Origin of the sequence: Nocardia sp. NPDC006044, assembly GCF_042871115.1 — a bacterium.
Classification (GTDB): domain Bacteria; phylum Actinomycetota; class Actinomycetes; order Mycobacteriales; family Mycobacteriaceae; genus Nocardia.
In genome coordinates, this window is the sequence record NZ_JBIAID010000001.1 from 3,161,827 (window position 1) to 3,175,397 (window position 13,571).

13 protein-coding genes are annotated in these 13,571 nt (G+C 65.4%); 8 read left to right on the plus strand and 5 right to left on the minus strand.

Annotated elements, in window-relative coordinates; all coding sequences use genetic code 11:
* Window positions 1-36: 36 nt before the first annotated feature.
* Window positions 37-990 carry a helix-turn-helix domain-containing protein gene (locus tag ACFYO1_RS14380; RefSeq protein WP_387230597.1) on the minus strand — a complete coding sequence of 318 codons (954 nt, stop codon included), beginning with the start codon at window positions 988-990 and terminating at the stop codon, window positions 37-39.
* 353 nt (window positions 991-1,343) lie between these two features.
* On the opposite strand from ACFYO1_RS14380, the gene ACFYO1_RS14385 reads away from it, so the two are divergent.
* Window positions 1,344-2,957, plus strand: a complete 1,614-nt coding sequence (locus ACFYO1_RS14385) for a DUF6119 family protein (protein WP_387230598.1) — start codon at window positions 1,344-1,346, stop codon at window positions 2,955-2,957.
* 45 nt (window positions 2,958-3,002) lie between these two features.
* Here ACFYO1_RS14385 and ACFYO1_RS14390 read toward each other — a convergent pair whose 3' ends face one another.
* Window positions 3,003-3,461, minus strand: coding sequence for a MarR family winged helix-turn-helix transcriptional regulator (locus tag ACFYO1_RS14390; protein ID WP_387230600.1), 459 nt, complete (start codon window positions 3,459-3,461; stop codon window positions 3,003-3,005).
* A 101-nt stretch (window positions 3,462-3,562) separates the two neighbouring features.
* On the opposite strand from ACFYO1_RS14390, the gene ACFYO1_RS14395 reads away from it, so the two are divergent.
* From ACFYO1_RS14395 to ACFYO1_RS14410, 4 genes are all read left to right on the plus strand, one after another.
* Window positions 3,563-4,321: a dioxygenase gene (locus ACFYO1_RS14395; RefSeq protein ID WP_387231871.1), complete on the plus strand. Its 759-nt coding sequence runs from the start codon at window positions 3,563-3,565 to the stop codon at window positions 4,319-4,321.
* Between the two features lie 38 nt (window positions 4,322-4,359).
* A complete protein-coding gene (locus ACFYO1_RS14400; RefSeq protein ID WP_387230602.1) occupies window positions 4,360-4,920 on the plus strand; it encodes a DoxX family protein in 561 nt (186 codons plus the stop codon).
* Window positions 4,921-5,081: 161 nt separating this feature from the next.
* Window positions 5,082-6,401 carry a preprotein translocase subunit SecY gene (secY, locus tag ACFYO1_RS14405; protein ID WP_387230604.1) on the plus strand — a complete coding sequence of 440 codons (1,320 nt, stop codon included), beginning with the start codon at window positions 5,082-5,084 and terminating at the stop codon, window positions 6,399-6,401.
* Between the two features lie 2 nt (window positions 6,402-6,403).
* The gene (locus tag ACFYO1_RS14410; RefSeq protein ID WP_387230606.1) at window positions 6,404-7,321 is read left to right on the plus strand and encodes a LuxR C-terminal-related transcriptional regulator; all 918 of its coding nucleotides are present in this window, start codon (window positions 6,404-6,406) and stop codon (window positions 7,319-7,321) included.
* Here the strand turns inward: ACFYO1_RS14410 and ACFYO1_RS14415 are convergent.
* Window positions 7,288-8,727 (minus strand): short-chain fatty acid transporter, encoded by a 1,440-nt coding sequence (locus ACFYO1_RS14415; RefSeq protein ID WP_387230608.1) that lies wholly within the window; start codon window positions 8,725-8,727, stop codon window positions 7,288-7,290. The two genes, ACFYO1_RS14410 and ACFYO1_RS14415, sit on opposite strands and share 34 nt — an antisense overlap.
* Window positions 8,728-9,048: 321 nt before the next feature.
* On the opposite strand from ACFYO1_RS14415, the gene ACFYO1_RS14420 reads away from it, so the two are divergent.
* Complete coding sequence (locus ACFYO1_RS14420; protein ID WP_387230610.1) at window positions 9,049-10,245, plus strand: glycoside hydrolase family 76 protein; 1,197 nt, start codon at window positions 9,049-9,051, stop codon at window positions 10,243-10,245.
* Here ACFYO1_RS14420 and ACFYO1_RS14425 read toward each other — a convergent pair.
* Window positions 10,242-10,823: a hypothetical protein gene (locus ACFYO1_RS14425; protein WP_387230612.1), complete on the minus strand. Its 582-nt coding sequence runs from the start codon at window positions 10,821-10,823 to the stop codon at window positions 10,242-10,244. The two genes, ACFYO1_RS14420 and ACFYO1_RS14425, sit on opposite strands and share 4 nt — an antisense overlap.
* A gap of 165 nt (window positions 10,824-10,988) precedes the next feature.
* Between ACFYO1_RS14425 and ACFYO1_RS14430 the strand changes: the two genes are divergently transcribed.
* Together ACFYO1_RS14430 and ACFYO1_RS14435 are read left to right on the plus strand one after the other, a co-directional pair.
* The gene (locus ACFYO1_RS14430; RefSeq protein WP_387230614.1) at window positions 10,989-12,224 is read left to right on the plus strand and encodes a sensor histidine kinase; all 1,236 of its coding nucleotides are present in this window, start codon (window positions 10,989-10,991) and stop codon (window positions 12,222-12,224) included.
* Window positions 12,214-12,915 (plus strand): response regulator, encoded by a 702-nt coding sequence (locus ACFYO1_RS14435; protein WP_387230616.1) that lies wholly within the window; start codon window positions 12,214-12,216, stop codon window positions 12,913-12,915. Before ACFYO1_RS14430 ends, ACFYO1_RS14435 begins: the two co-directional genes overlap by 11 nt.
* On the opposite strand, the gene ACFYO1_RS14440 is transcribed toward ACFYO1_RS14435, so the two are convergent.
* A complete protein-coding gene (locus ACFYO1_RS14440) occupies window positions 12,916-13,566 on the minus strand; it encodes a hypothetical protein (protein ID WP_387230618.1) in 651 nt (216 codons plus the stop codon).
* Between the last annotated feature and the right edge of the window lie 5 nt (window positions 13,567-13,571).

A 13,571-nucleotide genomic window follows, 5' to 3' on the forward strand; every position in this document is an offset into this window, starting at 1 on the left:
CGTCGCCATGGCGGGCACCAGGTTGGGCCGCTCTTACTACGTGCGGCGGTAAGCGTTGCGTACCTGGCTCGGTTGGATGCCATACCGTTTTACGAACGCTTCCCTGAAGGCGCTGAGTGACCTGAAACCGGACTCGAAAGCGATGGAATCAACGGAGCCGACGTTGAGCGGATCTTGGAGTCGTCGCCGTGCTTGCTGGAGTCTGGCCTCGCGGATCAGCCGTGCCGGTGGAGTGTTGGTCGTTTGTAGTGCGAGTTCGAGCTGGCGTCGCGAGCAGCCGAGATGATCAGCCACCGACAGAGGGGTAATGGTGGGGTCATCGGAGTTCTTCCGGACGTAGGTTTCGGCGTCTTTTGCCATTGATGCGAGACGATCCTGATGCGGCGCTTGTCGTTCGTGGAGGGATTTACCCAGTAGGTCGACGAGTCGTCCAGCGATCTCCACGAACTCCCATCCGGACATTGTCTCCCGATGAGTGGCGAGTTCCCTCGTCATCGCGCGCACGGTACCGAGGATTGCGCGCTGCGGATCGAGTGTCAGCGGTACGCCGCAGTTGTCGAGCTCGGAAGGAATATCCTCCGCAGGAACAGTGAGAATCCACGCGTGGGCGTTGTCGTCATGCGCCAGGCTCAGCGGGCGATCCAAGGAGACCATGCCCATCTGCCCGGGTGTCAGCAATGCGGCCTCTTCGCCTTGCGCGAGTGCGATCCGCCCTTTCAGGGGAACCACCAGTCGCGCACTCCGATCATCGTCTTCGCGGACGTGGGCCGCGGTCCGTACATAGCGGATGCGCCTCGATTCGAACTCGACCAGTTGGTACGGCCCGCACCGCTGGACCTCGGTCTGGCCGACGAAATCACGATGTTCGCCGAAATCGAACCTCAATTCGCCGTGATTCATACGAACATGACGTATCCAATAATCTGGTCGGTCCATGTCGGAGACATGAAGCGTTGAGAAGGTTTGTCTCTGATACTCCCGGTCGGCCACGCAACTCCCTCTCGTGCGTAAATCCGGAGCGAAGTGTACGCAGATCCGGTCGCGCCGAATCTGGTTCTCCCCCTAGCCTTTGCGTGAAAGTACCAGTAGCACATCGGCTCAACGGGTCGCAAGTAGATGTGCGTCGATAGAAGGGGAGAGTTCTTGCCTATGCCGTCCGCGCTGCCTCTTGACAGGAGATCGCCGAGAGTGTGCCATGAATCTAGCGTTAGTTCTATTGAAATGGACAAGCGACTAGTAGGGCCGTCGGGCGTCAGCGGCGCATCGGGATCGACGATGGGCCTTTGCCATCCGAAAACGCGATCATTCAGGTTGTTCCTCTGTGGTGCGGGGGTGGAGCTCTCATGCGAGTAACCGTATATCTGCTGCGAGAAAGCGCAGACCTGTCTGGAGAGAGTCTGCGGCGACCCAGCGGTTATAAAGAACGACCACTGATTCCTGCCGAAGATGGGGTTCGGTGGCGATTGTTCGTTTACCAAGGGTGCGATAAGCCGGTCTGTTGGCACGACTATCTCGTCCCGCTGCTCGACCCGGCGGATGACGATGAGCCGATTACGGGACGGTCGGCCGGAGCGGTACTGCTCGTAGAGGCGCACGCTCGACTCTTCGCGATTACTTTTGGATACGGCTTCCAAGCGATCGATAAGTCCTTGATAGAGCACGACTTCGGGTTGAAGGTTGCCGCAAATTCGATAGACCCGGACCGGGTCAACCTGGCTGACACCCGAGGACTCGGCAGAGGCCGGCGCAACGCAACCAGTCGGTTGCCAACTCCCAATGAGGTATTCGCGCTAGGTCTGCTGACCGACGAGGAATGGATCCGCAGGTTCGGTGGTGAGGTCAAGATCCCCGGTTTCGCCAAAACGGTGAGTGGTTCTGACGCCCTGCAGCTGAACGTGGACAGCTTCGATTTCACCGCCCTGTCGGACAAGCTTGGAAGAGTCTTGGAGCTCTACAGGTCCGACGACTACACCTCAATCTTTCCGTTCCTTGATTACTTCCGTCGTGAAACCGACAAAGAGAAGATCGCCGAACTGGATACACTAATTGGTGAGGCGATCCGAGACCGAGACTGCGAGGTAGGGTTCGCGCTCCCTGACGACGCGGATGTCGCTGCGGACCTGTTCCGGGTCTCGCGCCGTCGTGCAGGCGAAATAGTGACGGAACTGCTGGCGGAGGATGTCTACTCCGCGATCGATGACGTCGATGGTTGGGCGGACCCGCTTAATGCGGTCAAGGTTCAGGCATTCGACTCAGGAGGCGAGCCGATCAATGAGAGGGAGCCGCTCCGAAACTACGTCGTCGGTTCCGTCAGGAGCAACCTGAATGGCCGTCCGCAGGACTACGCACTGACTGCGGGGACGTGGATTCGGATCAATAATGATTATGTCGAGCTGGTGAATCGATACATGCGCGACAGTATCGTGGATATGACGAGGGATCTGGATCTGCCGACATGGGACGACCAGTTGCTGTTGGAGGAAAATATTCCAGGAAACTACGGGGAGGAGCGGTACAACAACTGGCTGGGGCAAGAACTTCCTGACGCTATCGTCCTGGATCGCCAGCTCTACCGTGACCGGCCGGGCGTGAAGATCGAGGTCTGTGACGTACTGACACGGGATAAGAAGTTGCTATGCGTCAAACGCATGGATGGTTCCGACAAGATGAGTCATCTGTTCCAGCAAGGCTCGTTGTCAGCACGGATGTTGTTGGACGACAATGATTATCGAGAACGGGTGATGAATGATCTTCGTCGTTTGGACCCTTCTGCCGAATTCGGTTCGGCCAGCGAATGGACAGTGGTGTACGCGATCGCGACCAGCAAGGAGGGCGATCTCGGCGACATCATGTACTTCTTCTCTCGGGCCGCGCTGAAGATGCACGGCGAAGCGGTTGGGGGCAGGGGATTCAAGGTTGCCATCGCAAAGGTCAGGCACACGGCGCTCGTGAAGTAATTCGACTTCGAGGGCTCGTCGAAGGGTCGGTCGGTAGCGCCGAGGTTACGTCGCACGGAGTCTGCTGGCGACTTCGCCGAGGCCGTCGGCGATGGCGGTTATCTGGGCGGGGGTGAGGACGTCGATGAGGAGGTTGCGGACCAGGGTTACGTGGCCGGGGGCGGCGGATTCGAGTTTGCGGAGGCCGGCGGGGGTGAGGGTGGCGATGATGCCGCGGGGGTCGTCGGGGGCGGGGCTGCGGCGGACGAAGCCGGCCTTGGTCAGCTGATCGATCTGGTAGGTCAGGCCGCTCTTCGAGGTGATCAGGGCGTCGGAGAGTTCGGTCATCCGCAGCTTGCGGCCGGGTGCTCGTTCCAGGCGGACGAGCACCTCGTACTGGGCGTGGGACAGGTGGGCGTCGTCCTTGAGCTGCTGCTCGATACGTCGATTCAGCAGGGCCGTCGCGGCGAGGAACGCGTGCCAAGCGCGCATCTCCTCGTCGTCCAGCCAGCGCGGTTCGGTCATCGGACCACCTTACCGGGGTTGTTCAAATTCGAACAATAATCTACGCTTGGCATGGAAGTTCAAATTTGAACTACTGGAAGGGAGTGGTGAGACCGATGCGCATGCCGGTGGTCTACCTGTCGCACGGCGCTCCGCCGCTGGCCGATGATCCGATCTGGCCGGGCCAGCTCGCCGCATGGTCGGCGGAGTTGCCGAAACCCGAAGCGGTGCTGATGATTTCGGCGCACTGGGAGGACGCGCCGTTGGCGCTCGGCGCGACGTCCACCATCCCGCTGGTCTACGACTTCTGGGGCTTCCCGCAGCACTACTACGACGTGACCTACCCCGCGCCCGGCGCGCCGGACCTGGCCGAGGACGTGCGCAAACTGCTGCGCGGACCCGGCATGCCGGTGCACGACGTGCCGGACCGCGGCCTCGACCACGGTGCGTACGTGCCGATGGTGGAGATGTATCCGGAGGCCGACGTGCCCGTCCTGCAGATGTCGATGCCGACCCTGGACCCGGCGAGCCTGCTGGAGATCGGCCGCAAGCTGGCGCCGCTGCGCGACCAGAACGTGCTGATCGTCGGCAGCGGCTTCTTCACGCACAACCTGCGCGCGCTGAACGACGACGGATCGGTGCATCCGGTGATGGCCGAGTTCGACGAATGGGGGCAGCGCGCGCTCGACGCCGCCGACGTCGACGCCCTGCTCGACTTCGAACGCAAAGCTCCCGCAGCGCAATTGGCGCACCCGCGCACCGAACACTTCGCCCCGCTGTTCGTCTCGCTCGGCGCGGCCGACGCGGATCTGGCCACCCAGCGCAGCGTGATCGACGGCTTCTGGCTCGGACTGGCCAAACGCTCCCTGCAATTCGGCTGAACCCGGTCGAGCTCACCCCACCGAAAGGAACACCTGAGATGAGTTACACCGCAACGACTTCGCAGACCGAGGCCGCTCCGGCACCGGTCGCGGCCACGGGCCATGCCGCCACCCCGCACGCCTACGACGTGGGACTGCTCCTGCTGCGCATCGCGGTCGGGCTCACCATGGCCGCGCACGGTGCGCAGAAGCTGTTCGGTTCGTTCGGTGGCGGGGGACTGGAGGGGACCGGAAAGTTCTTCACCAGCAAGGGATATCCGGCCGGTGAGACGATGGCGCTGGTGGCCGGTGTGACCGAGACGTTCGGCGGGCTCGCACTCGCGATCGGCTTGCTCACCCCGCTGGCGGCCGCGGCCGTGGTCGGTACGCTGCTGAACGCGATCGTGGTCAAAGGAACCGGTGCGTTCTTCGCGCCGAAGGGGATCGAATACGAGCTGATCCTCACCGCGGCCGCCGCGTCGATCGCGCTGACCGGTCCCGGTCGCTACGCCGTCGACCGCTTCGTGCCGGTGTTGCGCTCGCACCGGCTGATCTACGGCCTCGCGGCGATCGTGCTCGCGCTGCTCACCGCCGGCGCGGTGCTGCTGGTCCGCACCTAGACCGCGGCGTTCCCCCGATCGGGGGAACGCGAAATCCGACTCACGGGCGACGTGGACGCGTACCGATGATCCGTACCGTCAAAGGCCCTTGACCGGCGCATTTCCCTTGGCTTGCCACGGGATTCGCCCGGTTCGACCGCGTCGTTCGTCTGGAGGATTGTGTGTTTTCCGCCGTGCTGTCGGCTGTTCGGGCCCCGGATCTGCGGCGGAAGATCCTCTGCGCCTTGGGTTTACTCGGGCTGTACCGGCTCGGCGCGGCGCTGCCGTCGCCGGGTGTCGACTATCGGTCGGTGCGCGCGTGCATCGCGATCGTCTCCGGTGGTGAATCGGCCGGTATCTACCAGCTGATCAACCTGTTCTCCGGCGGCGCGATGCTGCACCTCTCGGTGTTCGCGATCGGCATCACGCCCTACATCACCGCGGGCATCATCATCCAGCTGCTGACCGTCGTGATCCCGCGGTTCGAGGAGCTGCGCAAGGAGGGGCAGACCGGCCAGGCAAAGATCACGCAGTACACCCGGTACCTGTCCATGGCCCTCGCGGTCTTGCAGGCCTCGACACTGGTCGCGCTGGCCGCACGGGGTCAGCTGCTGCGCGGGTGTCCCGAGGAGATTCTGTCCGACACCTCGCTGTTCGGGATGATCATCATCGTGCTGGTGCTGACCGCGGGCGCGGCGCTGGTCATGTGGTTCGGCGAGTTGATCACCGAGCGCGGCATCGGCAACGGCATGTCGCTGCTGATCTTCACCGGCATCGCGGCGCAGCTCCCGAGCCAGGGGAAGTCGATTCTGGACAGCCGGGGCGCGCTGATCTTCGCCGGCGTGTGCGTGACGGTGTTCCTGGTGATCGCCGGGGTGATCTTCGTCGAGCAGGGGCAGCGGCGGATTCCGGTGCAGTATGCCAAGCGGGTGGTCGGACGGAAGATGTACGGGAGTTCGTCGACGTATCTGCCGCTGAAGGTCAATCAGGCGGGCGTGATTCCGGTGATCTTCGCGTCCTCGCTGCTGTATCTTCCGCAATTGCTTGTGCAGCTCACGCAACACAGCTCGGGGCCGCAGGCGAAGTGGCAGGAGTTGATCCAGCAGTACCTGGTGAACCCGGGCAGCCCAGTGTACGTCGCGATCTATTTCGCGATGATCGTGTTCTTCACCTACTTCTACGTCGCGGTCACGTTCGACCCGCGGGAACGCGCGGACGAGATGCGGAAGTTCGGCGGTTTCCTGCCCGGCTACCGACCGGGAAAGCCGACGGCGGATTACCTGAGCCACCTGCTGAGCCGGATCACCCTGCCGGGCGCCGTCTACCTCGGTGCCGTGGCGGTACTGCCGAACCTGCTGCTCGGCGCGGGTTCCGCCGGGCCGACGGCGGGTCTTGCGTTCGGCGGTACCTCCGCGCTTATCGTGGTGAGCGTTGGACTGGATACGATCAAACAGCTCGAGAGCCAAGTGATGAACAAGAACTACGAAGGGTTCCTGCGCTGACGATGAACTCACGGTCGGACTCGGCGTCGAATCACCCGTTGCTCAAGGTAGCTTCGTCATTCGTCCTGGCGATCACCGCGGCGACGCTGTCGGTGACCGGCGTGCCCAGCGCCACCGCCGCGACGAGCGGTACGGTCGAAACGCAGCAGCCGATCGACGGCGGCCGGCATGTCGATCGGGCGCGGACCGATGCCACGTCGGCGATTTCGGTACTGCTGGCCGACAATCAGGTGGTGTTCCGTTCCGGTCTGCGGGCGGCGATCGGCACGCAGCCGGATATCGAATGCGTCGCGGAGGTCGATCACGGGGTCGCCGCGATCCGGGAGATCGAGCGGCTCCGACCGGATGTCGCGCTGCTCGACCTCGACCTGCCCGGTATCGACGGCACTGTCGATGCGTTCGCGGCGCTCGGGGACGCTACCCGGATCCTGACGCTCACCAGCTCGGACACCGACGAAAACCTCTACCGCGCACTGTGTCTCGGCGCATCCGGCTTCCTGGTGAAGACACTGCCGTCGACGGGTCTGATCTCCGCCGTCCGGATGGCGGCGCGCGGCGACGCGCTGATCGATCCGAGCCTGACCCGCCGCCTCGTCACCCGCCTGGCCGCCGGTATCGAGCCGTTCCCCGCCGCGCCGGAGGTCGAGAACCTCACCGCCCGTGAGCATCAGGTGCTGATGCTCATCGCGAAGGCGTACACCAACCCGGAGATCGCCGAGGCGCTCGGCGTCGGCGAGCAGACCGTGAAGACGCATGTCTCGAATGTGCTGGCCAAGTTGGGGGTTCGCGATCGGGTGCACGCGGCGGTCTACGCGCACACCCGTCGCATCGTCCCGCAAGGAGCGCCGGATACGTTCCCGCGCTACGACCTTCGCGGCGCGTCAGCTCACGGTGCGGCCGGCATGATCGGCGGGACGTAGTCGAAGGTCAATCCGAGCAACCACACGAGCAGCAGAATCACCGGAAGGTGAAAAATGAACTGCAAGAACGTGAATCCGACCAGATCGCGCGCCCGTAGCTTGAGCACCGCGAGCAGCGGCAGCATGAAGAACGGATTGATGAGCGTGGGCAGCGCCTCGGCCACGTTGTAGATCTGCACCGTCCAGCCGAGGTTCATGTGCACCTCGTTGGCCGATTGCATCACGTACGGCGCTTCGACCAGCCACTTTCCGCCGCCGGACGGGACGAAGATGCCGAGCACCACGGTGTAGATGGCGATCACGACGGCGAAGCTGCCGCCGCCACCGATGCTGGTGAAGAACTCCGCGAGATGATGCGAAACGGTGAATCCGCCACGGCCTTTCGCCTTGGTGAGGATCGCGGCCATGGCGGCGTACAGCGGGAACTGGACCAGAATACCCGCCGTGGCCGGCACCGCGAGGGTGACCGCCTGGAGGAACTTGCGCGGCGTTCCCTGCAGCACCAGGCCGAGGATCAGGAAGACGAGCAGGTAGTTGTTCAGGCTGCTGACCACGGTGAGCACGGGCTTGTCGAGCAGCTGAAAGATCAACCAGGCCACCGTGAGCAGGCCGGCCAGGACCGGCAGGATGTGGCTGTATTCGAGCCATTCACCCGGGCGGGAGCGCGGCGTCACCTCCTCGGGCTGGTCGTCGAGGTCGACCTCGAGGAGCTCGGCGGTCTTGATCGCCTCGCCCTTCGGCGCCGACAGATGCGCGATCACGGCGGTCAGCACCATCAGGATGACGCACATGAGCAGGGACTGCCAGGTGAAGATAGTGCGCCCGAAGTCGAGCACGCCGGTGATCTTCAGCAGGGCCGGCGGCAGCGAGCCGGCGGTGGCCTGTAGTTGCGCGGCCGAGGACGAAAGGCCGAGCGCCCACACGCCGCCCAACCCCATGAAAGCCGCCGCGCCCAGTGCGCGATAGTCCACGCGCAGGTCGGTTCGCCGCGCGATCGCCCGGCAGAGCAGCCCGCCGAACACCAGGCTCAGGCCCCAGTTCAGGAACGAGATCGACATGGAAAGCAGCGCAACGAAACTCACCGCGCCGGCCGCGGACTGCGGCAGCACCGCGAGCCGGTCGATCAGCCGGGCGACCGGCGGGGACGTCGCGACGACATAGCCGGTGAGCACCACCATGGTCATCTGCAAGGTGAACGCCGTCAGGTCCCAGAAACCGTCACCGAAGGCGGTAGCGACCGTTTTCGGTGACGACCCGTTGGCGAACGCGGCGAGCGCTACGATGAAAACACCCGCTAAGGCGAAAACATAAGCGTCCGGGAACCACTTCTCCGTCCACCGTGCGAGCGACTGCGCGATCCGCGCCAATCCCGTTTCGGAGCTTGCTTCTTCAATCGTGGACGTCATCGGAGTTGTTCCTCTACCTTCCAAACGCTGCCCGCGCGCGTGTGACCCACCGCACACGGGTTCGGTTGGTCAGTATTGGTGCCCACCTGTGCGCAGACAAGGGGGAAATGCGCAGGTGCCATCTGCGAAAGTGCAGAAACCGCCCATGGTCTGGGCACACGAGGGTCCATCGATGCCCAAAATGTCTGGCATGCCCGAACATCGGAGCCCGGAATCGGCAGGCGGTGCGGGCGCACCGAGAACCGCCGAGGATTCGCCGGGCGCGTTCCGGATTCGGGTGGGGATAGCGGATAGAGTCGCCGGGCGAAGGAGGTCGGGGTGATGTCTCGCGATCGAACTGGCGTCAGCAGGCGGACGGTGCTCTGGGCGGCGGGGGTGGGCGCCGCGGTGGCCGCGTCGCCGGTGCCGGTGGCTGCCGCGCCGCAGACCTCGACGACCGTCGTGGAGTCCGCGCGGCGGGCCGGGCTTGCGGAGCAGGCGATTATGGCTCGGCATGTGCGGCCGGTGTGGGGGTTGCCGGGGACGTTGCTCGGGGTGACCGCTTGGCCGCCGTCGCCGCTGGAAGAGGTGTTCGAGGAGTGGGACTACTGGTTCCAGGCGCACCTCGTGGACTGTGCGACCGATGCGGCTCTGCGCGCGCCGGCACCGGAACGGCGTGATCGAGTCGCGGCGCTCGTTCGCGGGATCCGCACCCGCAACCTCACCGGCTGGACGAACCAGTACTACGACGATATGACCTGGCTCCTGCTGGCACTCGAAAGAGCCGATCGCACACTGGGAGTCGGGTTTCCCGACGGCATCGGCGACTTGCGGGCGGCGTCGGCGGAGAGCTGGAACCCGGACGTGGGTGCGGTGCGCTGGCGCGTCGGCTCGGACTATTACAACGCCTGCACGAACGCTCCGACCGGCATCGCATCGGCGCGGTTCGGCGACCTCTCCCGTGCCGGTCGGCTGGCCGATTTCCTCGATACCCGGTTGCGGGACAACAACTCCGGATTGATCGTCGATGGCGTACACGAACCCGGTGCTCGACTCGAACCCGCGGTGTACAGCTACAACCAGGGGACAGCGATCGGTCTGGAAGCCGAATTGTACTCGCGCACAGACACTCCCGAGTATCGCCGCCGAGCGACCGCGCTGATCGCGGCGACCGGCGAGCAGATGACGGACAACGGTGTCATCAGGGGCGCGGGTGGCGGCGACGGCGGCTTGTTCATGGGCATCCTCGCCCGCTACCTCGCCCTCGCCGCAATCACCTTGCGCGACACCACCGCCGCGCACATTGTCCACGCCTCCGCCCAAGCCGCCTGGGCAAACCGCGCCGAGGTCGACGGCTTACCTCTGTTCGGCACCGACTGGTCGACCCCGGCCACCGTCCCCGAACAACCCGAAGACCGGACGAGACTGTCGAACGGGCGAATTGCCGCCTCCGCGACCCCGAACCGAGACCTCTCCGTCCAACTCAGCGGCTGGATGCTCCTGGAAGCCGACCATCAACTCACCGCGGCCGGCCTCTAGCGGCGTTCGGGCGTACCGGCAGGCAGCAGCAGCCGGTCCAGCAGGAACACGGCCGCGGCCATGAGCAGGACCGCGTCGAGGTAGTGGCAGGCCATGGCGCCGAGATAGGTGGGACCACCCCAAGCGTTGGCGGTGAAATTCGGATCGAGGCCGCCGAGGATTTGCAGGCCGACGCGAAATGGGCTGTAGACCAGCAGGACGATCGGTACGAACCCGAAGATCAGGCGGAGCAGTGCGGTCGGGTGGTTCAGGATCGATCGGAACGTGCGGGCGAGGCGTCGGGCCGCGGTGGTGCTCAGCGGTGACAGCAGCATGGCGAGGAACGCGGCGGCACCGCGCCGGCGTAGCACGACGAGCGCGAGGACGATGGTCGCTGCCAGCAGCAAGACATGTATTCCCCACGCCGCAGTGCCGTCGACGTGATTCTCGTGCTCCGGAGAGCGATCGAGAAAGCTCAATCCACCGGTCACGATGCCTGCCGTCAGGGAGATAGCGGCGATGCCGAGCAGCGGACGCGATAACCGGGGGTGGCCGACGGTAAGGCTGCGTGCGGGAGATCCGGTGTCATAGGCGTTCATGACTCAACTCTTGCCCGCTGACCTGGGCATTGTCGTCATCCTCCGGCCGCGAGCCGGACGCCCGCTCCGGGTGGACGCCGTGCTCCCGGTCCGACCTGCGGATGATTCTCGAGCTCGACCTCGGGGCGATGCGTCAGCGCTATGACGCCGATTACCGTCTGCGTTATGGCGATTACTACCTTGCCGCCGGAGCACACCGCGCGACCGTGGCACCAGCGACTCCCGGTCTTCCGGCACCGGCCGGGCGATGCCGGGCCGGACGCGATCGATGTCGGGATCGCGGTCGCCTGCTTCGCGGTGTTCACCCTGCCGCTGCTGGTGGGAACGGTCAGCGGGATCGGCTCGTCGCCGGCCATCGCGCTATTCGGTGCGGCAGCGGTGCTTCCGCTGATCTTCCGCCGGCGGTGGCCGCTCGCGGCGCTCGTCGCGGTGGCGGCGGTGCTGTGCCTGGCCGCGGTGCTGGGCGTTCGATTCACCCCGTGGGTGAGCAACACCGGGCCGGAGTTCGGCGTCGCCGTCCTCACGCTGGCGGATCGGCGAACGCGACGCGAGTCGCTACTCGCCGCCGGCGTGGCGCTGCTCGCGCTGTACATCACCGGGTGGGTCGCCACGGACCTGCATCCGGATCAGGAACAGGACTTCGTGCAGCTGCTGATCGCGGTCCCGGCCTGGCTGATCGGCGACATGCTGCGGACCCGGCGCGACTATCGGAACAGTCTCGCCGCGCAGCAACGGCATTGGGCCGCCGCGGAGGAGCGCCGGATCCGCGCCGAGGAACGCTTGCGGGTGTCGCGCGACGTGCACGACTTGATCTCGCACACGTTGAGCATGGTCGCGGTCCGTTCCGGAGTGGCCCGGATGCTGCTCGACGAGCAGCCGGGGGAGGCCCGTCAGGCGCTGGGCGCGATCGAGACGGCGAGCAGGTCGGCGCTGAACGAACTGCGGCGCGTGCTGGCGCAGACCCGCGAACCCGGGCCGGAACTCGAACCGGGCGACCCCGGGCTCGCCGAGATCGCCACCCTGGTCGACGGGCTGCGGCACGACGGGCTGGTGGTGGAGTATCAGGTCACCGGCGAACCGGTCGACCATCCCGCGCTGTTGCAGACCACGGTCTATCGCATCGTGCAGGAGGCGCTCACCAACGTGGTCAAGCACGCGCATACCGACCGCGCGCGGGTCGAGATCCGGTACGCGCCGCACGAACTGACGGTGTTCGTCGAGGACGATGGCCCGGTGGCCGACACGGTGGAGCCGGACAGCAGCGGTTCCGGCCTCGGCCTGGTCGGGATGCGGGAGCGAGTGTCGTTGTTCGGCGGGCGTTTCGAAGCCGGCCCGCGCGCCGCCGGTGGCTTCGCGGTCACCGCGTACTTCCCGATCGACAAGGATGCCGATGTCCACTGAAAGTGCCGCCACCACAGGCGATCCGGGTCCGATCCGGGTACTCATCGCCGACGACGAAGCGCTCGTCCGGGCCGGGTTCCGCGTACTCGTCGACTCCGCACCGGATCTCACCGTCCTCGGCGAGGCGGGCAACGGCGGCGAAGCGGTGCGACTCACCCGTCAACTGCGACCCGACGTGGTGCTGATGGACATCCGGATGCCGATCATGGACGGCCTCGAGGCGATGCGGCACATCGCGGCCGGGGGCGCGGACGGCCCACATGTGTTGATAGTGACCACCTTCGACCAGGACGAGCACGTCTTCCAGGCGCTGCGCAGCGGGGCGAGCGGCTTCATCCTCAAGGACTCGCCGCCCGAGCAACTGCTGCACGCGATCCGCGTCGTCGCCAACGGGGACGCACTCCTGACGCCGAGCATCACCCGCCGGATGATCAGCGCGTTCGCCCGCCAACCGGCGGCGCCGGCCTCGCCGCCGGGCGCGCTGGCCGCGCTGACCGATCGCGAACGAGAAGTCTTCGAGCACATCGCCTCCGGGCGATCCAACGCCGAGATCGCCGAGACGCTGTTCGTGAGTGTCGCGACGGTCAAGACCCACGTCGGGCGGCTGCTCACCAAACTCGAGGTCCGAGACCGCGCCCAATTGGTCGTGCTCGCTTATGAAACCGGCATCGTGGTGCCGGGCGGCAACTGATCAGTTCGGCTTCGGCGGTGTCTCGACGGCGATTTCGTCACCGAGTTCGAAACCGTTGGACAGCCGCAGTCGGTCGCCACTCCAAAATCGGCCCGGGTCATACCAATTGGGGCTGCGGTCTTTCGGCAGCAGGCCCATCGACTGGTAGGTCGCGGCCACGATTTCGGCACAGTACGCCTTCTCCAGCTCCCGGGCGGAGGGCTGGCGGGACTTGCGCGGCAGGCTCACCCGTCCGCGCAGCCAGCGTCCGGCCAGACCGGCGGTGGACGGGAACGGGGTTCCGTCGAGCCGGGCGATCGTGCGCAGCAGGTTGTCCTCCATCTCCCGGGTGGCCGGCCGGTTCAACTGCCGTAACCAGGCCCGCTGACCGTAGCGGTGGGCCCACACGAGCACGGCGTCGCGCAGGTTGTGCAGCTGGACGCCGCGGTGCGTGGTGCCCGACCACATGTCGGTCAGTGAGTGGCCGAGCTCGGCGTGCCAGATCAGCGCGGGCATATCGTCGATCACCACCGACATGCCGACATGATTCACCGGACTGTTCGTGGTCATCCGAATCGCCCGGTCGGCCGCCGAATGGCCGCGGAACAGCCAGATGTCACCGGTTCTCGTGAGCTCGAGCGCTCGGTCGAGATTGATGCTCGTCCCCGTCATGGCCG

Bases quoted from the DNA above. Each gene is read 5' to 3' on its own strand.
- ACFYO1_RS14385 (WP_387230598.1), top strand. From the start codon at position 1,344: ATGCGAGTAACCGTATATCTGCTGCGAGAAAGCGCAGACCTGTCTGGA.
- ACFYO1_RS14390 (WP_387230600.1), bottom strand. From the start codon at position 3,461: ATGACCGAACCGCGCTGGCTGGACGACGAGGAGATGCGCGCTTGGCAC.
- ACFYO1_RS14395 (WP_387231871.1), top strand. From the start codon at position 3,563: ATGCCGGTGGTCTACCTGTCGCACGGCGCTCCGCCGCTGGCCGATGAT.
- ACFYO1_RS14400 (WP_387230602.1), top strand. From the start codon at position 4,360: ATGAGTTACACCGCAACGACTTCGCAGACCGAGGCCGCTCCGGCACCG.
- ACFYO1_RS14410 (WP_387230606.1), top strand. From the start codon at position 6,404: ATGAACTCACGGTCGGACTCGGCGTCGAATCACCCGTTGCTCAAGGTA.
- ACFYO1_RS14415 (WP_387230608.1), bottom strand. From the start codon at position 8,727: ATGACGTCCACGATTGAAGAAGCAAGCTCCGAAACGGGATTGGCGCGG.
- ACFYO1_RS14420 (WP_387230610.1), top strand. From the start codon at position 9,049: ATGTCTCGCGATCGAACTGGCGTCAGCAGGCGGACGGTGCTCTGGGCG.
- ACFYO1_RS14425 (WP_387230612.1), bottom strand. From the start codon at position 10,823: ATGAACGCCTATGACACCGGATCTCCCGCACGCAGCCTTACCGTCGGC.
- ACFYO1_RS14430 (WP_387230614.1), top strand. From the start codon at position 10,989: ATGGCGATTACTACCTTGCCGCCGGAGCACACCGCGCGACCGTGGCAC.
- ACFYO1_RS14435 (WP_387230616.1), top strand. From the start codon at position 12,214: ATGTCCACTGAAAGTGCCGCCACCACAGGCGATCCGGGTCCGATCCGG.
- ACFYO1_RS14440 (WP_387230618.1), bottom strand. From the start codon at position 13,566: ATGACGGGGACGAGCATCAATCTCGACCGAGCGCTCGAGCTCACGAGA.